Source organism: Xylanibacter rodentium (assembly GCF_013166575.1).
In the GTDB taxonomy this organism is placed as follows: Bacteria; Bacteroidota; Bacteroidia; order Bacteroidales; family Bacteroidaceae; genus Prevotella; species Prevotella rodentium.
The window spans coordinates 147,907-169,700 of record NZ_JABKKE010000001.1 but is presented as its reverse complement, the minus strand read 5'-3'; the positions used below and the strand labels follow the sequence as shown (position 1 = coordinate 169,700).

Below are 21,794 nucleotides of genomic sequence, written 5' to 3'. Positions count from 1 at the left end.
GATTTTCAACTCTCCATTTTCAATAGGCCAATCTATATTATCCTATCGGCAATTCCCCTTTTTTAAGCAGCTGTCTTGCATTTACTGTTCGGCAAAGGTGTTGAACGAATGCGGTTGCAGCGTTACGTTGAGGTATTTGCCGCGCAGTCTGACGGTAAGCGGTTGCGTGTCGTCGGTGAAATTTCCGGCAATGACGATATGTTTGCCGCCGGGTGTGCGGAAAACGATGGCCGGCCTACGCATGTCCTCTTTGGCATAGGCTACCATGCGGCTGCCCGGTTCCACCATGTTCGAGAAGTGTTTCACAGCATAGTATTCGGGGGTATAGCGCAGCCGGCGCGACTTGCTGTCCACCTGTATCAGAGCATTTTGCCGCCATCCCCACGGACTTTCGCCGTTGTCTGTCAGTATAAAGTTCCAGATGAAGTATTCGTCGCAGCCTTTTCCGATGTAGTCGGCAAGCAGGAAGAACGTATGTTCGCCCGCAGCCCAGTTCATGCTTCCGTTGCCGCATTCGCTTTCAGACGATATGAGGTGCATGTCGGGATATTTCCGGCGTATGGCTTCCAGATTTTCGCGGCCTTCCCATTGGAATCCGGCTCCGTCCACATGGCCTTTCACACCGTCGACAATCTTCTCAACATAGTCGAGACGGTTGGTGTTGAATGTACCTATATACAGTTTCACGTCGGGATGGGCGGTGCGGAGTGCCGGTGCGAGGTAGTCGCGGTTGAAGCGTATGGTGCCGTCGGCAGTCCACGGACATCCGGGATAGGGGGTATAGCTGTATGCCTCGTTCTGATACATCACCATATCAATCGGCACATTCTGTTCGGCATACAGGTCGATGAACCGGCAGAACATGTCGGCATAGCTCTTCAGATAGCGCTCGTCTTGTATGAAATAGTTTTGTGCGGCCAGTTGTCGCGGGAACTTTCCCTGCTGTTGTCCGGCCATCTTCACCTCGTCCTCGTCTATCTTTCCCACGGTTCCGAAGAGCAGATAATCCTTTCTTGCATCCTGAGTGTTGAACTTGCTGCTCACCACACAGTAATCCTGATTTATTTTCATCCATGCCGGAGGACTCCACGGCGAAACCCAGAAAGTCATGTTCGGGTTGTATCGCTGTGCGGCCCTTATGAGCGGGATGATGCCTTGCTTGTCCCGTTCGATGTTGAAATGGCGCAATTGGAAATCTCCGGCCACGTCGTCACAACTGTACCATGAGCGACTGTAGTCGTTGGCATTCATCGAGATGCGTCCGCGAGTGAACTTCAAGTCTCCGTCGGGAGCGAAAATACGGCTCATCACTTCCTCCTGCTCCTTGCGTGTGAGCAGGTTGAGAGCGTCCCAGTCGAGTTCGTTGAAGCATGTACCCCAGGCGCGAAATACGTGTCCGGTGTCTTTTCCGGCAGTGTTTGCCGTGACGGTCATGTCAGGTGTGCGTGCGGTCTTGCCCTGCAGTGACACTTTCGATTTTTTCCAGAACAGGCTGTCGGTGCTCGTGTATGCCGTGAAGGTCTGTGCCCCGGCGCCTGCCGCTGCAACAAGCAGCAGCGAAGTCAGTAGTCTTTTTGTATTCATGCAATATTGTTTTGTTATGTCTTGATACATTATATATTACGTATGGCACATTCGTGTCACTTGTCAGGCGTGACATAAATGTGCCATACTCTCTGTTCAGACTGCTGTCCGGCCACAGGTCACTGCTTTTTCCATCCTGTGATTTTGCCGATGGCGGGAGCTATCTCGATATTGTCAATCCGTCCTTGGAACACTTCTGTGCCCGGACCTATGGCATATATCGGCACATAGCCGTTGCTGTGACCGCCGCTTGCCCAGCTTATCATAGCGGCTTCCGATATAATCCGGCATGCCGTTTCGCCCAAGTCGTTGATTCGCTCATTGACCTTGCCGTTGTCTTTGACGGCATCTTCGATGGCTGTCCAGCGTTTTTTCAGTCTGGCAGTCTGCTCGTCGGTCAGTGTGATGCCGTCGCCGAAACCGAATTGCGCCTTGAGCTCTTTCTCGACAAGCGTCCAGTTGAAGCGTTTTGGATGTTTCTTGTACAGGTCGTTGAGATGCCGCTGAAATTCGGGTTTGGACATTTTCTGAAAACGGAGCAGGTCTGTGTGCAGCTCATACGGCCCTTTGCCCATGACGAGTCCGCCCGTTTCGTGGTCTGCGGATATGATGATGATTGTCTCGTCGGGATGTTGTGAGTAGAATTCGTATGCCACCTTGATGGCCTTGTCCATATCGAGAACCTCGTTGATTACCGTACCGATGTCGTTGCGGTGGCATGCATAGTCGATCATTCCGCCTTCCACCATCAGGAAAAATCCGTTTTTCTGCTGCCTGCTCAGGAAGTTGATGCCGGCGCGAGTAATCTCTTCGAGTGTCAGGTCGCCTTTCTTGCGGTCTATGGCATAAGGAATCCGGTCGTGGTCCAGCTTGCTGTTTGCCTCGTCGCTCTGCAACAGAATCATTTTCCCGGCCGTGCGGGCTTTCTTCATATAGTCGTTGTAACCCTTGGCAATGGTGTAGCCGGCTTTCGCTGCTTGTTCGTACAGACTTCCCTCCTCAGGCTTTTCATTGGCCTTGTGAAAGTCGGACCCTCCGAAATAGTCGTATCCCGAGGCTATGAGTTGCTTGCCTATCTCATAATACATCTGTCGTTTGGGCACGTGGGCATAGAAAGCAGCCGGGGTGGCATGGTCTACAGCCACACTCGTTGCCACTCCTACGGCCGCACCGGTATCCTTGGCCCATGACGCCACGCTCTGCACGTCGTTCTGCAGGTCGACAGTCAGTCCCAATGCACCGTTTTTTGTCTTGCTGCCGGTGGCCAGTGCGGTTCCTCCGGCGGCCGAGTCGGTCACACCGTTTGTTCCGGAATAGGTGTTGACAAGTCCCACTACTGGCAGGCTCGACATGAGAATAGGCTCGAATCCTATGCGTCCCTTCAGGGCGGCAAGGTAGGTTTCGGTTACGTTGACCTGATTCACGCCCATACCGTCTCCTATGAAGTAGAACACATACTTCACCTGGCTTTGGGCCATGGTCATAATGGAAATCATTATGACCGCTAATAATGATAAAAACCTTTTTTGCATGATATGAATCTTATTTGTTGTTCTTGTCTGTTTGTCCCTATGTGCCGTCGGTGCTTTACCTGTCTGTTGGCATGCCGGCCTTGGTCCATCCCATGTAGCCGCTGTTCAGTTCGACGACACTGTATCCGTTTCTGACGAGAATGGCGGCGGCTTTCTTGCTGCGCTTTCCGCTGCGGCAATATACCGCGACGGTCTTGTCTTTGGGGAGTTTTCCGGTGGCGCGGCTTTCGAAATTGCCGTCGAGCACGTCTATGTTCACAGCGTTGGCTATGTGCCCCTCTGCGTATTCGGCCGCTGTGCGCACGTCGAGCCTTGTCACGGCTTGGGTCGTATCGGCTATTATCCGTCCGAATTCCTCCGCCTCCACGCTTCGGAATCCTATTGTCTGTGCCGTACAGCCAAACAGGCTGCACAGCATTGTCATTAAGCTCATTATCAGTGGTTTGAATGTCATTGGTTGATTGTTTGGTGTAAGTCCGGATTTATGTAATGGCTGACGGTGTTGTCAGCATCCCGTGCCGTCAATGCTACATGATGTCCCTTCTGGCATGGGCTCCGTGTTGTCCGTATGCCCGGCCTTTTCCTCTATGCCGGCTTCCTCAGGCGAGAATGTGATGCGCCCGTCTTCAAGCACGAAACACGGTATGCCCACAGTTCCGCGGCCGCGTATGTCGTCGAAAGCCGGTGAAGAGTCGCGCAGGGTGATGAATTGCTTCAGGTTGCGTACATGCTCGCCAATGTCTGTTATCTCAAAACGCGGGTCGTTTTCTGCCAGTTTTTTTACATGCGTGCAGTCGGGGCATGTCTTCATTACGAATATCTTTATCATTGCTTTATTTAAATTGATGTTGTCTTGAATGATTGAAAACGGTCTGTGCGGCAGGCCTCACAACAGCCTCATTGCGATGGCGGCACATGCTTCGGCGTCGGCCAGGGCATGATGATGGTTGGCGAGGTTGTAGCCGCAGTATGCGGCCACCGTATGCAACTGATGATCGGGCAGGATATGTCCCAGACACCGGCGTGCGGAACGGCAGGTGCAGTGGAACGTATATCCGGGATATTCCATATGGTATTCGCTGAATACGGCACGCAGGCATCCTTCGTCGAAAGAGCTGTTGTGGGCCACAAGGGGCAGGCCTTCGATGAGTGGGGCTATGCTTGCCCATACGTCGGGAAACGGCGGCGCGTCTTCCACATCGAGCATCGTAAGTCCGTGGATGCGGGTGGTCCATGGGATGAAGAAGTCGGGACGTGGATAGACAAGACTGTAGAATTTGTCCTTGAGCTGCCCGTTGCGCACTGTCACCACACCGACACTGCACACGCTGGAGCGGTATTGGTTGGCCGTTTCAAAGTCTATGGCCGCAAAATCGTCCATGAATTATAGCGGTGTGACGGCTGTTATGACAATGTCTTCTGCCGGACGGTCGCCACGCCCGGTTGCTGCCTGCTGAATCTGCTCTACGATGTCGAGGCCTTCTTCCACTTCACCGAACACGGTATACTGCCCGTCGAGATGCGGTGTGCCGCCGATGGTGGAGTATACGGTTTTCTGCTCGTCGCTCATTCCCGTGCTGCCGTCGGCTTTCAATTGTGCCTCGGCCTCTGCGGCCAGCTTTTCCTGCAACTCTTGCAGTGCGGCACGGTTGCGCTCGCGACGCAGATTCATTATCTCGTCACGGTGTTGCGCCACCAGTGAGTCGAAGACCTGCTGCATCCGTTGCATCTTCATTTGGCGTGATAACTGGCTAAGCTGGCCGTCGTTGTACGTCTGTCCCCATACGATGTAGAACTGTGAGCCGCTGCTTCTGCGTTCCGGATTGACCTCGTCTCCCTGACGTGCCGCAGCCAGCGCTCCGCGCTTATGGAATATCCCCGGCTTTATTTCGCTTTCGATGGTATATCCCAGTCCGCCCGTTCCAAGCATTTTGCCTGCCGGTGCCCCTTTAGAGTCAGGGTCTCCGCCCTGTATCATGAAGTCTTTGATGACGCGGTGAAACAGTGTTCCGTCATAGAATCCATCGCTTGCCAGCCGTATGAAGTTGTCGCGGTGGAGTGGGGTGTCGTCGTACAGCCGTACGACGATGTCGCCAAGTGTGGTCTGTATCCTTGCTTTCATTTGATTGTTGTTGTTTGTTGTTTGTCTTCCTTGCGGTTGATGCCATTCTCTGTTGCCTTACAGATGCTGTTGCCTTGTTTTCCATGCGGCGGACATAGCTTGTCGGGGCATGACCGTAATGGCATGAAATATGTTGCAAAAATACTGATTTTAGTTTGAACGACCAACGTTTTTTTACGGTTTAGTATTTTCCAGAAGATTATTTTTTATGTCTTTGAAAATAGCATTGGGTCCGGACCGGCCCGTTTTTTCAGTTATGATTGTGGAGACATTGGAGTTTTCACACCTCGTTTCTGTTGTATTTCCGTCTGCGTTTCATTCGGTCTTACCGCATTTTCCCATGGCATGGGCAACCGTCATACAGGTGGGATTGGCGGTTTGATGCAATAATTCGGAATAATAATGACAAAACACTTCGTCGTACGTTACAAGACAGTCTTTTGCGGATTATGGCCTGAAAATAGCGGTTTTATGTTTAAAACAGGAAGCATTGACAGTCAGACAGTTATGGAGTTGCGTCAAAATGCCGGGTGGTCCGGTTTCCCGTTTGGGCCATATTGGGTTGCGAAATAGGCCGTTTGAGGTTGCGAAATAGGCGGTTTGAGGTTGCAATATGGGCCGTTTGGGACTGTAAAATATGCCGGATTGCAGTATAAAATGTCAAAAACAGTGATGTGACAGCCCCGAAATGAGCTTAAATTGGTCCGGATATGGGGCGAAATTTTTCTATTTCAGGAAAAAAGAAATGTGTTTTTTTAAGAAAAAGAAGGACAGAACATGACGTGTCAAAAGACATGTATTGGCTTAAGGACATGTTTATGACGACAAACCGTAATAATGGTAAGGCAATCTGTAATCCGTCTATTGCGGATAAGACAATTTATCCGTACCTTTGCAGTAAGAAACATTCATGATGAGAGTGGCTTGATACGTACCGGACTTTAACGTGAGAATCAGTACGTGACGCCATGGCATTTGCATCAAGGAATGGATGAAACAGACAAATTCGAAAGATTATGACGGGAAAAACAACAGGGGCAAACGGCTGGGCACAGGGGATTGTCTTGTGCGTTGCAATGGCTTGTACGGGCGGTATGTCGGCTCAGGCATTGTCTGATACGGCGCGGGTATATAATATCGGAGAGGTGGTGGTGACCGGCAGCAACAACGTCACGGGGCGCGACTTGCTGCCTTATACTGTGAGCGTGATGGACGGCCGGCAGCTGGAAGCCACCGGCCGTACGCAACTGCTCTCGGCCTTGTCGGGGCATGTCCCGAGCCTGTTTGTCTCGGAGCGCAACATTTTCGGATTCGGGATAAGCAATGGCGGTTCGGGCGGCATCAAGATCAGGGGCGTCGGCGGCGACCCTACCAATGCCGTGCTGATGATGGTCGACGGGCAACCGCAGTTTGCCGGACTTTACTCCCACAGTGTGGCCGACTTCTATGAGACGGAATATGTCGAGCGTGTTGAGGTGTTGCGCGGCCCTGCTTCAGTTCTATATGGTTCCAACGCCATGGGCGGTGTGGTGAACGTTATTACCAGGAATGCAAGGCATGAGGGTGTGCACACGACGCTGACATCGCAGTACGGCTCGTACAACACTTGGCAGACAGCACTGACCAACACCGTACGCTTCGGTCGTTTCTCGTCGCTCGTCTCCGTGGGATATGACCGGACGGATGGCATCCGTGACAATTTCGATTTCGAGCAGAAGAGCGTTTATGCCAAGATTGGCTATGACATAAGCAGACGATGGCAGGTACGGGCCGACTATTCGCTGATGAACTTCACCGGCAACGACCCCGTTTATCCCAGACTGTCCGACGCGGAGTCTACCGACATCTATCACCAGAACATTACACGCGGCGAGGCTTCATTGTCGTTGAGCAACAGTTATGACGATATGAGCGGCTGTGTGCGTATGTACTACAGCTACGGCAACCATTTCGTAGACGACCCGCGCCATTTTCACAGCCTTGACGACCGCTTCGGCGTGTTGGCCTATCAGAATTTCAGTCCGTGGGCCGGTACGGACATCACGTTGGGTTTCGACTTTGACACGTACACGGGTGAGATTCCCGTATCGGGCGGACATGCCTTCGGTGACGGCAGCCTGCAGGCACAGATGCAGACAATCGGCCGCAAGAGTATAACGGAGTATTCGCCTTATGTGGCGTTTTCGCAGGGGCTTTTTGACGGTGTGCTGACTTTGAACGGCGGTTTGCGGATGGCCAACAGCGACCGTTTCGGCACATATTGGGTCCCGCAGGGCGGAGTGGTTGTACGTCCCGGAGGAGACTGGATGGTTAAGGCCTCGTTGGCAAAAGGGTATCGCAATCCGTCGTTTCGCGAGATGTATCTTTATCGCATGGCAAATCCCGAGCTTGAACCGGAGAGCATGATGAACTATGAAGTGACGGTGGGCAAGACGTTCTCACGTTATTTCGGTTTTGACGTTACGGCTTATTTCAGCGAGGGAAGCAATATGATTCAGACCGTATCGATGAAGAATGTAAACACGGGGAGTTTCAGAAACAAGGGTTTGGAACTGTCGGTCGACAGTCGTCCGACGGACAAACTTGTGCTGAATGCGACGTATAGTCATATGTATACATCGCTCGCCGGTCTGACGGCAGCGCCAAAGAATCAGTACAGTCTGGGCGTAGCATGGCAGCCTGCGGGCCGTCTGTCGGTCGATGCCGGGCTGCGTGGCGTCGGCGGTTTGTATGTGGCAGACGGTGTGGACCGCCAGGACTATGTGCTGGTAAACATGAAACTGACGTACAAGGCCATGCGCTCGCTCGATGTGTTTGCCGCGTTTGACAACATGACAAATGCGGAATACACCATCAACGAGGGATATGAAATGCCGGGATTCACGGCTATGGGAGGAGTGAAACTGAGATTTTAGCCTGATGCAGGAATGACAGGCTCACTCCTCTATATGCGAGATGGAGTGGGCGAAAGTGGTGAAGAAGTTGGTAACGGTCTCGCTCGGATAATACCGGAAGTATTTTGCACTGTGCTTGATCTGCCATATCATCGCGTTCGAGTCGCTTGTGCGTACGAAGATGTTCTTGCCTTGTGTGAAGTACCAGCTGTCGGCATGATTGTCGGTAATGTGAAACATTTCGTTGATTATGCTGTTTATGTCTGCATCGGGTTTGCCGCTTGCAAACTGAAGTTCGTCTTCTTCAAATCCGAACAGTGTCACCATGATGCCGCTGATGAGGCGTGCAATGTTCTGCATGCCGAGTTTCTTTATCCATGTCTGCAGTTTTACGAAGTCAACCTTGTCGCCTGCCTTTCTCAGATATATGCCAAGGTCGATTAGTTGTTTCATGCAGATGCCTTCGTTGAGGATGTAGCGTGTGATGCGTATAAGGGCATGGAGAAGGCTCAGGGTAGGAGGCAACACTTCCACCCGGGTATCGTATATTGTGATGTATGCCGGTTTGCTCTCTCTTATCTCCTTCTCGGTTATGGCTTGCAGTCTGGCGTTGAGCGCCTTGTTGGTGAGCTGCTGCATGCAGTGGTGATGTTCTATCTCGATGCCGTTCCACGTATATTGCATGATGTGGCGTGAAGGATTGGTAGGGGCAGAGCCGTTCTTTTCGGCCCACTCGTCGGCTTTGCGGGCTTGGGTTGTGTAGGGAAAGAAGATGTCTATGTTGCCGGGAGTGCGGTGAAGCGGATTGTCATACAGTGTGGCCGCGGATTGTCCTTTTAACAATATCGGACGCATCTGCCCGCGGTCAAGTTCTTCAATGAGCCTGACAGTGACATCGTCGATGCGGCGGTTGTTGAGTTCGGTTTCCTCCGTAGCTCTTTGCCAGTTGGCTAATTGCCAGTTTGGCATCTGCATGAAGAAGTCGTCGTCATGGTTGCTTATGCCGTCGTATACGATGGCCGTCACACCGTGCATGAGTGAAAGCTGGTACAGTCTGTTCCATTTCCATGCCGACATGGGTTCGATATGGCCTTTACTGCCGAATGCTCCGCTGCGCAGGAGGGTGAAGAAATTACGCTGTATGATGTTCATATAGGTTGGTTTGTTGCGTATGAGTAATGTTTTTTTCGTTGTGTAGCATCATCTGACTGTCATGAATACCTGTGTGGATAGCGTAACAGGATGGCAGCTAAGGTTATGATGCCTATCACCATTGGATAGTATAAGTATGGTATGATGCTGACAGGGCTTATGGAAGCCAGACCGGCAGCCATAAGCAACTGGGCTCCATAGGGGATTATGCCCTGCATGCAACACGACATTGTGTCGAGTATGCTTGCACATTTGCGGCTGTCAAGGCCAAAACGGTCGCTGATTTGCTTGGCGATGCCACCCACGGTGATGATGGCTATGGTGTTGTTGGCGGTGCATATGTCCGTTATAGAGACGAGTGCGGCTATGCTCAGTTCGGCTCCGCGCTTGCTGTTTATGTGGCTTGTAAGTTTGTCGATGATGTAGTCTATGCCGCCGTTCGCCTTAATAAGTTCGAGCATTCCGCCGGCCATCATCGTAATTATTATCAGCTCCCCCATGCCGGCAATGCCTTCTCCCATGGCATTGAACCATCCGTAAATGTTGAAAGAACCGCATATCATGCCTATCATTCCGCAGAGAATGATGCCTATGGTGAGCACGGCCATGACGTTCATGCCGAGTATGGCAATGGCGAGAACAACGATGTATGGCACGACTTTGATATAATCTACATCGGGAATGTCGCGTGGCGAACTGATATCGTGACCGATAATAAGATATAGAATTAGTATGGCGGCCGCGGCCGGAAATGCCAGATAGGCGTTTACACGGAACTTGTCACTCAGTTTGCAGCCTTGTGTCGATGTGGATACAATGGTAGTGTCGGAGATGAAAGAAAGGTTATCTCCGAAAAAGGAGCCGCCGACGACAACGGCAGTCAGCAGCGGCAGAGCTGCATCGGTGGTGTGGGCGATGCCTGCTGCTATAGGCGTGAGTGCGACAATGGTCCCTACGCTCGTGCCTATCGACAGTGAAATGAAGCATGCAGCGAGGAATAGTCCGGCCAAAAGCATGTTGCCAGGCAGCAAGGTCAGTGTGAGGTTGACAGTAGCATCGATGCTGCCTATTGTCTTGGCGCTGTTTGCGAATGCTCCGGCAAGTACGAATATCCATAGCATGAGCATCATGTTGTCCCGTCCGGCGCCACGGCTGAATATGTCGATGCGCCGGCGCAAGGGTATGCCGCCACTGACGATGACGGCATAAATTGAAGAAAGCATGAAAGCCACGGTAATGGGCATGGCATAGAAGTCGCCGGCCGAAACGGATGTGATGAGATAAACGGCTATGAATACCGGCAATGGGCTTAGTGCGATGAGACCTTTGGACATGGCTTCCTTTAAACATTAAACTCCAGACACTAAACTGATAGTGTACGGAGATAAGACTTCAAATATCAAAATTCAGTGTTTGAGCATTGGATATCGAACTTTAAATCCCGAACTTTATGATGTTGTGATATGATTTTCCATAAACGTTTCATATCAAACAGAATAAAGTTCAAGATTCAAAGATCGATGTGAACGTCGTAATTAGAGAGTCACTCCGTTTTTGAAGATAGCTATTTCGCGATAGTCATTCTCTTCGTTACGGGCTTTTTCACCACTTGCCACGGCGAGAATCTTGTCTATGAACTCCGGAACAAGCTCGCCCATGGTCTTGTTTTCCACCAGTTGACCGGCGCTGAAGTCTATCCAATTGGGTTTGCGTGATGCGAGTGTAGGATTGGTGGCTATCTTCATAGTGGGGACAAAAGTGCCGAAAGGAGTGCCCCGCCCCGTGGTGAAAAGCACTATCTGACATCCGGCGGATGCCAATGCCGTAGATGCTACGAGGTCGTTTCCCGGAGCTGAGAGCAGGTTCAGGCCGGTGGCTTCCAGCCTGTCGCCATATTCAAGCACACCGCTCACCGGGGCACGGCCGCATTTTTGGGTGCATCCCAGGGCTTTGTCTTCCAGTGTCGATATGCCTCCGGCTTTGTTGCCGGGCGACGGATTCTCGCCGACAGGCTCTCCATGACTGAGGAAATATTCCTTGAAGTTGTTGACCATGCTCACTGTCTTGTCAAACAGCTCGGTGGATTTACAGCGGTTCATCAGTATGGTCTCGGCACCGAACATCTCGGGAACTTCAGTCAGGATGGACGTTCCGCCTTGAGCGACAAGCCAGTCTGAGAACTCTCCGACAAGCGGATTGGCCGTGATGCCGCTGAACCCGTCGCTGCCTCCGCATTTCAAGCCTACACGTAGCTTGCTTACGGATACATCCTCGCGTTTGTCTTCACATGCTTTGGCATATAGGCCGCGCAGTATCTCCATGCCGGCTTCGACTTCGTCACCGTCTACTTTCTGTGTTACGAGGAACTTGATTCGCTCGCGGTCATAGTCGCCGAGCAGCTGTTCGAAAAGTTCGGGCTGGTTGTTCTCGCATCCGAGACCGAGAACAAGCACACCTCCGGCATTGGGATGCAGGGTTATGTCACGCAGTATTTTGCGTGTATTCTCATGGTCGCCACTCAACTGCGAGCATCCATAGTTGTGATGCCAGGCGTATATTGAATCGACCCCTTCAGTGCCCGTCTCGCAGCGAAGCCTCTCGGCGAGTTTCTCGGCGATGCCGTTCACGCATCCCACCGTGGGTACTATCCATATTTCGTTGCGTGTGCCAACCTCACCATTCTTGCGTACATATCCTTTGAATGTCCGCTTTTCATCTTTGATGTCAAGTGTTTCACTGACAGGGCAGTATGTATATTCCAACGTTCCGGCCAGATTGGTTTTCAGGTTGTTCTCATTAACCCAGTCGCCGGCTTTGAGGTCTTGCAATGCATGGCCTATCGGATATCCGTATTTTATGATATCCTTGCCTTTGCAGGTGTTTGTAATCAGAATCTTATGACCTGCCGGTGTGTCCTGATTGACGGTGATGCTCTTGCCGTCAACTTCCACCACGTCGCCTTTGCTTTTAGGTTGCAGGCATACGATGACCGTATCGGCCGGATTGATTTTGATAATAGTCTGTTCCATTTAAGTAGTTATTTAGTTAATACTTTTTGTCTCTTCAATATTGATTATAATTGGGTGCGCCTGTAGAAGTCAATGTTTTCCCGTGTAAGTATTTCGATTGGCATATAGTTTACAGGGGTTACTTCCTTTTTAAGCACAATCGCTTCGAAAAGCGATTCTATACATGAAAAACCTTGCATATATGCGTGTTGGGCTATGAGGAACGATATGGAGCCTTGCCGAAGGCAATCGGCGTTTTTACTGACCATGTCGTAGCCCATTATCTGCACGTTGCGCCTGTTGCTGCGAAGCAGGAATTCTCCGACGAGATGAGCTTTGGAATTGAATGTGATACAATGGTGGACATTGTGATGGGTCGAGAAGAACTCTTCAAGTATGTCATCATATTTTTCCCTTTCTTCATCCAATGGCAGGTTGACTTCCGTTATGGTTACATTCGGAAAGTGGTCGCGCATGTAGTGCCTGAATCCCGTCTCGCGGTTTTCTTGCTGTTTGCTGGCAACGTTCCCGTCCTTCATCTGTTTCATCAGCATGATTTCTTTCTCATTGGATGCAATGAGCATAAGCATCTTTCCGGCAAAATATCCGCTACAGAAAGAGTCCTGGCCATAGAAAGCCAATGGTTTAAGATCTGGCATATAGGAGTCGAGGAATACGAAAGGTATGTTCCTTTCGTGAAGCTCGTCCGTGAACTTGCGTGTGAGGTCAAGCTTTGACGGAACGATTATGACTCCGTCGGGATTTTCTTTCAGACTTTCTTCAGTAACTTTGACAAATGTGTTTGAACTGAAGCGTTTATAGTATTTGATTTTTATGTTGATGTGGAAGTCGCGGCGATGTTCGGCTGCACTCATAGCCCCTTCCTCTATTTCTTCCCAGTATGCTTCTGATTCGTGTTTGGGGATAATGCAGTGGAAAGTGTAGCTTTTGTTGTATGCCAGTGCGCTTGCATACATGTTTGGATGGTAGTCCAGCTCTTTGAGTGTTTTCTCTACTTTCTCGCGTGCAGCCTTTGATACGTTAGGTCTGTTGTGGAGTACTCTGTCAACAGTACCGACAGATACCCCTGAATGTTCTGCTATGTCTTTTATTCTGATTTTGTCAGGAACCATGCTTATCGTTTTGCTATTGTCTTTGCAAAAATACCAATAAAAAATGAATTGCGATAACAGGCATTCGTATATTTTGCGAAATATTAAAGATTTTGCCGGATTTCTTTCGCTGTTTAAGAATTTAATACTATTTTTGTACTCAAAAACAAACTGTCTATTATAAACAACATTAATAAAATATTAAAATCAAAATGGCTAAAGTTGTAACATTAGGCGAGATTATGCTCCGCCTTTCACCTGACGGTAATGACCGTTTTATCCAGACAGATTCTTTCCGCATCATTCCCGGTGGCGGTGAGGCTAATGTGGCCATCAGTTGTGCCAATTATGGACATGACGCTTATTTTGTAAGCAAATTGCCTGCTCATGAAATAGGACAGATTGCAGTTAATTCCCTGCGTCGTTATGGTGTGAACACTCAGTTTATTGCCCGTGGCGGTGAGCGTGTCGGTCTGTATTATGCCGAGACAGGTGCTTCCATGCGTCCTTCAAAAGTCATTTATGACCGTGCTCATAGTGCTATTGCAGAGGCTGAACCGTCTGATTTTGACTTTGATGCAATTATGGAAGGTGCTGACTGGTTCCATTGGTCCGGCATCACACCGGCTGTTTCGGACAAAGCTGCCGAGCTTACACGTTTGGCTTGCGAAGCTGCAAAGCGCCATGGTGTGACTGTTTCTGTAGACTTGAACTTCCGTAAGAAACTGTGGACATCGGAGAAAGCTATTTCAATAATGCGTCCGTTGATGAAGTATGTCGATGTATGTATCGGCAACGAGGAAGACGCTGAACTCTGCCTTGGCTTCAAACCTGATGCAGACGTGGAAGGCGGTCAGACTGATGCAGCCGGATATGAGGGCATCTTTAAGCAGATGAAAGAAGAATTCGGTTTCAAGTATGTGGTTTCAACGCTGCGTGAGAGTTATTCGGCAACATTCAATGGATGGAAAGCTCTTATTTATGATGGCAAAGAGTTCTATCAGAGCAAGCGATATGAAATCAATCCTATTATAGATCGTGTAGGTGGAGGCGATTCTTTCTCCGGTGGTTTGATTCACGGATTGCTTACCAAACCTACGCAGGGTGAGGCACTTGAATTTGCTGTAGCGGCATCTGCACTTAAGCACACAATCAATGGCGATTACAATCTTGTAAGTGTTGCCGAGGTTGAGGCATTGGCCGGAGGCAATGCAAACGGTCGCGTACAGCGTTGATATTTGTTTGTACACATTTTATTTATAATATAAATGGCTAAGTTTGATAAAATAGCAGTTCTGGCAAAGATAGGCCAGACAGGTATGGTGCCGGTGTTCTATCACAAGGATGCCGAGGTGGCAAAGAAAGTCGTAAAGGCTTGTTATGATGGCGGTGTGCGTGCTTTTGAGTTCACCAACCGTGGCGACTTTGCTCACGAGGTGTTTGAAGAGGTTGTAAAGTTCGCTGCGAAGGAATGTCCCGAGCTTGCACTGGGAGTAGGTTCTGTTGTCGATCCTGCTACCGCAGCCCTCTATCTCCAGCTTGGTGCCTGCTTCATTGTCGGTCCGTTGTTCAATCCTGAGATTTCCAAGATATGCAATCGTCGTCTGGTGGCTTATACTCCCGGATGCGGTAGCGTGTCTGAGGTTGGAGCAGCTCAGGAGACAGGATGCGATCTGTGCAAGATATTCCCCGGTGATGTGCTTGGTCCCAATCTCGTGAAAGGTCTTATGGCTCCGATGCCTTGGTCCAAGTTGATGGTGACAGGTGGCGTCTCGCCCGATGAGGCCAATCTTACATCATGGATTAAAGCCGGTGTTTATTGTGTCGGCATGGGATCCAAGTTGTTCCCCAAAGACGTCATTGCAGCCGAAAACTGGCAGGCAATTACCGATAAGTGTGTTGAGGCTCTTGGTTACATTGCTAAGGCACGCGCATAGTCACATTATATCAAAAGGTTTCAAAGGTCTCTTGTTTTTCCTTTGGAACCTTTTGTCTTTTTCAGCCTGTTCACATCATGATAGGCCGCAGGTGGACGAGCTGAATGGTTTGTCATACGCCTGTCATTATCGTAATCTTGATTCTGCCGCCATGTATGCCGTCCGTGCTTATGATATGTCTGAGCATTATGGAGACGGTAGGGCGGAGGCGCTCAATAACATGGCTTTTGTCCACATGGCCGGTATGGATTATGATGTGGCCAAAAGGTTGCTTGACGAGGTCGCATCATGCACAGACAATCAGGTGGAACTGCTTGTATGCGATGTCCAGCAGATGCGTCTTTGTCAACGGATGTCACGCAACCGTGAGTTCTATGACTATTGTGAGCGTGCCCGTATGCGTATGGCACGAATCAATGAAGAACGTGCCGGACTGTCCGGCCGGATGCACAAAAGGATGATATATGCAGAGACAGAATTTCATATCGTCAATTCCATATATTATTATTATGTCGGACTGGAACGTCGTTCGGCCGAATCCCTTTTGAATATAGATATCGACGGTGAGATACAGAAGGACACTGTTCAATATCTGAGCTATTTATATAATGTCGGTGCAGGAGGAATTATATCTGACGGACAGCAAAAAGATATAATTCAGAAAGAGTTTGAGAGTTTGCTGAAATGCTATCTTATAGCTGCACAACACGGGTATACATTCTTTGAGGCAAATACGCTTGAGGCAATGGCAGAACACCTGGTATCCGATGAGTCGCGTACGCAACTGCTACAGGACAATTCCATTGCTGTCAATTTCGTTGTTCCGGACAGTATTGACGACAATACTGTTCCGGAATGGATGGCCGTTCGGGCCCTGCAGCTGTTCAGTGAATATGGCGATGTCTATCAGATAGCCGGTGCCCACCGCACACTTGCCTCGTGTTTCATGGAGCGTGGCGACTACAATCTGGCTCTGTACCATCTGGAAAAGGCTTTGGAAAACACGAAGATAGAACAGGCTCCTGATCTTGTTGCCAGTATCCGTGAGCAACTCAGTGTGGTCTATTCGGCCATCAACGACAAGCCCGCCAGTGACTATAACCGCAATATATATATAGAACTTCAGGAGAAGACACGCCAGGACCGTTATCTGGAATCCCGGGCCGGCAAACTTAATAAATCCGCGTTGCAACTTAATATCATGATTATAGCCGTTGCGACGGCAATTCTGTTGCTCGTCTTCATGCTTTGTCTGTTTTATTACCTCAATCGGAAACGTAGCAGAAAACTGTCCATGGACAGTCTTCTTATGCCCTTGCGTGAATGGCAGGCTGCAAACGTCAAGCAGACAGCAGACCTTGAAGACAGGATAGAGAAAATACATGAAGAGTATACATTGGGACAGATACGTGTACGCAATGGAGAACGGCGCAGTCTTGAAAATCGTGCCAAGGTTTCGTTGGTTTGCAGTATAATCCCGTTTATCGACCGCATAATAAACGAAGTCAACCAGCTTTCTTCACGTAATGAAGATTCAAAACGTCGTTCGGAACGTTATGCCTATGTGGCAGAGCTTGCAGGAAAGATAGAAGAATACAATGATGTGCTTACACACTGGATTCAGCTTCGTCGTGGCCATATCGACCTTCATATAGAGAGTTTCCCATTGCAGCCGTTGTTTGATATTGTGGCGCGGAGCAAGACGGGATTCGTCATGTCCGGGTTGCAGTTTACCGTCGGCCGTACCGATGCTTGGGTCAAGGCGGACAGAGTGCTCACATTGTTCATGATAAACACTCTTGCCGACAATGCGCGCAAGTTCACGCCATCCGGTGGCAGTGTCAAAGTAAGCGCTTATGAAGAGAATGACTATGTGGAAATATCAGTTGAGGATACCGGACGCGGAATGTCCGCAGAACAACTTGACGGAATTTTTGACCATAAGGTTTACAACGGACACGGGTTCGGGCTTATGAACTGTCGCGGAATAATGGAAAAATACCGTAAGATAAGCCGTATATTCAGTGTCTGCAAACTTTCGGCTGTCAGCGAAGAAGGGCACGGAAGCAGATTCTTCTTCCGTCTGCCTAAGGGCATTGCGCGTACCGTATTGTTTGTTCTGTTGATGTCAGTTGCCGTCATTCCTGCCAATGGAGTGACGGCGGAGAGTAATCTGTCACGGGCAAAATCGTTTGCCGACAGTGCATATTTTTCCAATATAGACGGAACCTATGAGAATACGATGCGTTTTGCCGATTCTTGTCGCAAGTATCTCAACCTTCATTATCGTGAGCTTTATCCCGACGGACAGTATTTCATGCAGCGTGAAGGTGATATTTCGCTTGTTTTTCCTGAGATAAGATGGTTTCAGGACAGTGTAAATACCAACTACAACATAATACTTGACATACGCAACGAGAGTGCCGTGGCCGCACTTGCCCTGCATCAATGGCGCATATACGCTTATAACAACAAGATATACACCCTCCTTTTCAAAGAGATGTCGGCCGACAACACACTTGCCGACTATTGCCGCACCATGCAGCAGTCACAGACCAACAAGACCGTTGCCATCATCGTCCTGATACTTGTTCTGATAATGATTCTGCCGGCGTACTATATGTTGTATTATCGCCATAGGCTCTATTATCGGTTTTGTGTGGAGCGTGTGAAGTCTGTAAACGAGATACTTCTTAGCGATGCAGAGCCAACAGAAAAACTACAGAGGATAAGCCCGCTCGCCAATGAGCAGTATCCGGAGGAGCTGCAGGAAGTTGTAGACCGGATAGACAATGTATTGCGTGACGCAATATTATCGCGTAAAGAGCAGTTTTACAATATCGAATTGGCAGAAGATGAGTGTCGTCGCACGGAATATGAGGACAACAATCTGCATATAGCCAATTCTATATCGGACAATTGCCTTTCGGCATTGAAACATGAAACTATGTATTATCCCAGCCGTATACGCCAGCTTGTAGATGGTGGAGAGAATGATATGGAGGCAATGAAAGAGATTGTTGTATATTATCGTGACATATATTCCATATTGAGCCGTCAGGCTGTCCGGCAGACGGAGAGTCTCCAACTGGCGCTTTCTGCTGTTCCTATACATGATATAGTGAAGGATGTCCGTGGAGAGAAACTTTGTGTCCTGGGAAATCGCAATCTGTTGGAATATCTTTTCGAGATACTCAGGAAACAGAACGGACGTCTGCCGCTTGATGTCACGGCAGAGGCAAAGGATGACAGATATGTGCAGTTCTCAGTGAAAATGACCGGCCTGCATATCGACGAACGTAAGGCCTCGGATTTGTTTGTCCCTTCAGTGGACAATATTCCGTACCTGCTTTGCCGTCAGATTGTCCGTGACCATTCGGAGAGCGCCAACCGGCGTGGTTGCGGCATATTGGCAACGGTATGCAGGCAAGAGACGATAGTGAAGATTACGTTACCAAGGTATTCATGAATAAAATAGCAATACGATTATGGAGAAGTTCAAGATTATAATAGTGGAAGACGTGCCGTTGGAACTGAAAGGCACGGAAGGTATCATACGCAATGATATTCCCGAGGCAGACATTATAGGTACGGCAGACAGCGAAGCGGCTTATTGGCAGCTGATGAAGGAGGATGTTCCCGATCTGGTGCTGCTCGACCTTGGACTTGGCGGTTCGACAACGGTCGGAGTGGAGATTTGCCGCCATACCAGAGATGCCTGGCCCAATATGAAGATTCTTATTTTTACCGGTGAGATTCTCAATGAGAAGCTATGGGTGGATGTGCTCGATGCCGGTGCCGATGGTATAATTCTGAAGAGTGGCGAACTGCTCACGCGTGGTGATGTACGCAGCGTAATGGAAGGCAAGCGTCTTGTCTTCAACCAGCCGATTCTGCAAAAGATAGTGGAGCGTTTCAAAAGTTCCGTAGGCCGCCAGCTCGCACGTCAGGAAGCGTTCGTGCATTACGAGATAGACGAATATGACGAGCGCCTGCTCCGGCATCTTGCCTTGGGATATACCAAGGAGCAGATAGCCGGTTTGAGAGGAATGCCGTTTGGTGTGAAGAGTCTTGAGAAGCGTCAGAACGAGCTTATACAGAAACTTTTTCCTGATGGCAACGGGAGAAGCAGTGTCAATGCCACCAGACTTGTCGTGCGTGCTTTCGAACTGCGCATACTCGATGTGGACAGTCTTGAGCCGGACGACGAATGATTTCATCGTGTCATGAATAAGATTTTGGCATATATAGCCATTGTGCTTGGCGTTCTTGAGATAGTGCTTGTTCTTGCCTCATGGATGCTCAGTGTTCTTCTGCCCGACAGCGGTATACGGAGTATGCTTGACGGGGAGGGTATAAGATGGTTCTTCGGTGGCTTTGTCGATATGCTTGCCGGTCCTGTGCTTGTATGGATTCTTCTTTTGTCCATAGCTGTAGGATGTTTTTATGGCAGTGGCCTTGCATGTGTCTTCCGTTCCGGTTATAGCTTGCGTTACCGTGAGCGCATCGCCTTGACACTTGTGGGGATACTGTTGCTGGTATATGCCGGTGCTTTCGGACTTCTTGCTTTTATTCCCCATGCCGTTCTGCTCAGTGCCTCCGGCCATATTTTTCCGTCGCCTTTCAGTTCGTCCATTGTTCCTGTCGTTGCGTTCGGGGTCACTTCCCTTTCGGTCGTTTACGGCATTGTCTCCGCCCGTTTTTGTGGTATGGAAGATGTATACAAGTCGTTGTTCAAGGGTATAGGGATGTTTGCTCCGTTCTTTCTGTTCTATATATTGCTGGCCCAACTGTATCATTCCGTGGTATTCGTTTTCGGATAGCGGCATATGTAAATCCAAGTCAGTCAACAGAATCAAACTACATTATCGTCCGAACATAGAATGAACACGCCCCAACGGGGCAATGAGCACATAGCCCGGGGCAGAGCGAAGCGGCACCCCGGGAACAACACGATTGTACACACTCGCCCTGAAAGGGCAAAAGCATTAATTATCAAGTGTTTACAGTTTATGTATTGTATGTTTTTTATGCTTTTGCCCTTGCAGGGCGCGGAGTGTCGATGTTTGATACCCGGGGTGCCGCTACGCTCTGCCCCGGGCTATGTGCTCGTTGCCCCGTTGGGGCGTGTTCATTCTATGTTCGGACGATAATGTAGTTTAATTCTGTTGTCCGACTTAATTCTGTTGTCCGACTCATGTAAATATAGATGGCGATATGGATGCTTTATTCCGAATATATTATTATCTTTCCTCTAAAGAAAAATAATTTTCTTTATCCTGCCGGTGTATAATATCACTATTTTATTGTACATTTGCACGTGATTGACAATATACTGAACAAATGTAATGAGCCCATGCGTAATATTTGTATAGTGGCCGGTGCCCGTCCCAATTTCATAAAGGTGGCACCAATAATAAGAGCTATTGAACGGGTGATCGGGGAGAGACGCGACGTCGGTTACCGGTTGGTATATACCGGCGCGGATACGGATGCGACGATTGAACAGTCGCTGTTCGACGATTTGAATATAGCCCCTCCGGATGTTTTCCTTGGTGTAGACTGTGCTAGTCTGAATGAACTTACAGGACGTGTGATGTCCGAGTTCGACCGCTATCTTGATTCTTATCCGGCCGATGTGGTGATTGTTGTCGACGACCTTGCGTCTACGATGGCAGCGGCCATAGTGACCAAAAAGCGTGGCATAAAGCTGGCGCATCTTGTAGCAGGCACCCGGTCTTTCGACATAAGCATGCCCAAAGAGATAAACCGCCTGGTGATAGACGGCCTGAGCGATTTGCTCTTTACGGCCGGTACTGGTGCCAGCAGCATCGTTACACGCGAAGGAGCCGAGATGTCACAGATATATATGGTCGGCAATATCCTCATGGACACGCTTCGTTTCAACCGTGAGCGTCTGCGCCGTCCGGCAGTCTTCGAGTCGCTGTGCCTTTCCGATAGCGGATACATCGTGCTCACCGTCAACCGCAAGGCCCTGCTGGCCGGCAGCGGGCGGATAGCTGCTCTTATCGAGGTCATCGGCACATCAGTTCCGGCTGGTATCCCCGTTGTGGCTCCGTTGCGCGGACTGGCCCGCAGCGTGGTGGAGCCGCTGGCTGCCGCCTTTCCCAATATACACATCGTGGAGCCGTTGCCCTATCTGGAGTTCGGTTACCTGTCGGCCAACGCCAAGGGAATCATTACCGATTCGGGCAATGTGGCCGAGGAAGCCACGTTCAACAGTGTGCCGTGCATCACGCTCAACAGTTACACGGAGCATATAGAAACCGTGAAGCAGGGCACAAACGTGCTGGTAGGAGAGGATGCGGACAAGCTGCGTTCGGCTCTTGCCGACATGATCGACGGCAACTGGAAGAAAAGCTCGTTGCCAGACAGATGGGACGGACGCACAGCCGAGCGTATAGTGCAGATAATTCTCGGATAAAGTCCGGT

General features: G+C 49.7%; 17 protein-coding genes. 7 read left to right on the top strand and 10 right to left on the bottom strand.

Annotated features, from left to right (window positions below; translation table 11 throughout):
• Positions 1-81: 81 nt before the first annotated feature.
• From HPS55_RS00690 to HPS55_RS00665, 6 genes are all read right to left on the bottom strand, one after another.
• Entirely contained in the window at positions 82-1,584 is a 1,503-nt protein-coding gene (locus tag HPS55_RS00690) for a glycoside hydrolase family 30 protein (RefSeq protein WP_172173568.1), read from the bottom strand.
• A gap of 119 nt (positions 1,585-1,703) precedes the next feature.
• Positions 1,704-3,080 (bottom strand): alkaline phosphatase, encoded by a 1,377-nt coding sequence (locus tag HPS55_RS00685; RefSeq protein WP_253945755.1) that lies wholly within the window; start codon positions 3,078-3,080, stop codon positions 1,704-1,706.
• A 91-nt stretch (positions 3,081-3,171) separates the two neighbouring features.
• Positions 3,172-3,570, bottom strand: a complete 399-nt coding sequence (locus tag HPS55_RS00680) for a rhodanese-like domain-containing protein (RefSeq protein ID WP_172173562.1) — start codon at positions 3,568-3,570, stop codon at positions 3,172-3,174.
• Positions 3,571-3,621: 51 nt separating this feature from the next.
• A complete protein-coding gene (locus HPS55_RS00675) occupies positions 3,622-3,945 on the bottom strand; it encodes a hypothetical protein (RefSeq protein ID WP_172173559.1) in 324 nt (107 codons plus the stop codon).
• Positions 3,946-4,002: 57 nt separating this feature from the next.
• Positions 4,003-4,497, bottom strand: coding sequence for a 3'-5' exonuclease (locus tag HPS55_RS00670; RefSeq protein ID WP_172173557.1), 495 nt, complete (start codon positions 4,495-4,497; stop codon positions 4,003-4,005).
• A gap of 3 nt (positions 4,498-4,500) precedes the next feature.
• Complete coding sequence (locus tag HPS55_RS00665) at positions 4,501-5,238, bottom strand: peptidylprolyl isomerase (protein WP_172173554.1); 738 nt, start codon at positions 5,236-5,238, stop codon at positions 4,501-4,503.
• A gap of 1,016 nt (positions 5,239-6,254) precedes the next feature.
• Here HPS55_RS00665 and HPS55_RS00660 point away from each other — a divergent pair.
• On the top strand, positions 6,255-8,153 hold the full coding sequence (locus HPS55_RS00660; protein WP_172173551.1) for a TonB-dependent receptor: 1,899 nt from the start codon (positions 6,255-6,257) through the stop codon (positions 8,151-8,153).
• A gap of 21 nt (positions 8,154-8,174) precedes the next feature.
• Here the strand turns inward: HPS55_RS00660 and HPS55_RS00655 are convergent, their stop codons facing one another.
• The 4 genes from HPS55_RS00655 to HPS55_RS00640 form a co-directional block, all read right to left on the bottom strand.
• Positions 8,175-9,284 (bottom strand): nucleotidyltransferase domain-containing protein, encoded by a 1,110-nt coding sequence (locus HPS55_RS00655; RefSeq protein ID WP_172173549.1) that lies wholly within the window; start codon positions 9,282-9,284, stop codon positions 8,175-8,177.
• A gap of 59 nt (positions 9,285-9,343) precedes the next feature.
• The gene (locus HPS55_RS00650; RefSeq protein ID WP_172173546.1) at positions 9,344-10,618 is read right to left on the bottom strand and encodes a Na+/H+ antiporter NhaC family protein; all 1,275 of its coding nucleotides are present in this window, start codon (positions 10,616-10,618) and stop codon (positions 9,344-9,346) included.
• 201 nt (positions 10,619-10,819) lie between these two features.
• Positions 10,820-12,313: a UxaA family hydrolase gene (locus HPS55_RS00645; protein WP_172173543.1), complete on the bottom strand. Its 1,494-nt coding sequence runs from the start codon at positions 12,311-12,313 to the stop codon at positions 10,820-10,822.
• 44 nt (positions 12,314-12,357) lie between these two features.
• Positions 12,358-13,425: a LacI family DNA-binding transcriptional regulator gene (locus tag HPS55_RS00640; protein WP_172173540.1), complete on the bottom strand. Its 1,068-nt coding sequence runs from the start codon at positions 13,423-13,425 to the stop codon at positions 12,358-12,360.
• A gap of 191 nt (positions 13,426-13,616) precedes the next feature.
• Here HPS55_RS00640 and HPS55_RS00635 point away from each other — a divergent pair, with 191 nt between their 5' ends.
• The 6 genes from HPS55_RS00635 (at position 13,617) to HPS55_RS00610 (ending at position 21,786) form a co-directional block, all read left to right on the top strand.
• Positions 13,617-14,639, top strand: a complete 1,023-nt coding sequence (locus HPS55_RS00635; protein ID WP_172173537.1) for a sugar kinase — start codon at positions 13,617-13,619, stop codon at positions 14,637-14,639.
• Between the two features lie 33 nt (positions 14,640-14,672).
• Positions 14,673-15,341, top strand: coding sequence for a bifunctional 4-hydroxy-2-oxoglutarate aldolase/2-dehydro-3-deoxy-phosphogluconate aldolase (locus tag HPS55_RS00630; protein WP_172173534.1), 669 nt, complete (start codon positions 14,673-14,675; stop codon positions 15,339-15,341).
• Positions 15,342-15,432: 91 nt separating this feature from the next.
• The gene (locus HPS55_RS00625; RefSeq protein WP_256408165.1) at positions 15,433-18,810 is read left to right on the top strand and encodes a sensor histidine kinase; all 3,378 of its coding nucleotides are present in this window, start codon (positions 15,433-15,435) and stop codon (positions 18,808-18,810) included.
• A gap of 19 nt (positions 18,811-18,829) precedes the next feature.
• A complete protein-coding gene (locus HPS55_RS00620; protein WP_172173531.1) occupies positions 18,830-19,555 on the top strand; it encodes a DUF5932 domain-containing protein in 726 nt (241 codons plus the stop codon).
• 12 nt (positions 19,556-19,567) lie between these two features.
• Complete coding sequence (locus tag HPS55_RS00615; RefSeq protein ID WP_172173528.1) at positions 19,568-20,164, top strand: AbgT family transporter; 597 nt, start codon at positions 19,568-19,570, stop codon at positions 20,162-20,164.
• 533 nt (positions 20,165-20,697) lie between these two features.
• Positions 20,698-21,786: a UDP-N-acetyl glucosamine 2-epimerase gene (locus tag HPS55_RS00610; RefSeq protein WP_172173525.1), complete on the top strand. Its 1,089-nt coding sequence runs from the start codon at positions 20,698-20,700 to the stop codon at positions 21,784-21,786.
• The last annotated feature ends 8 nt before the right edge of the window (positions 21,787-21,794 follow it).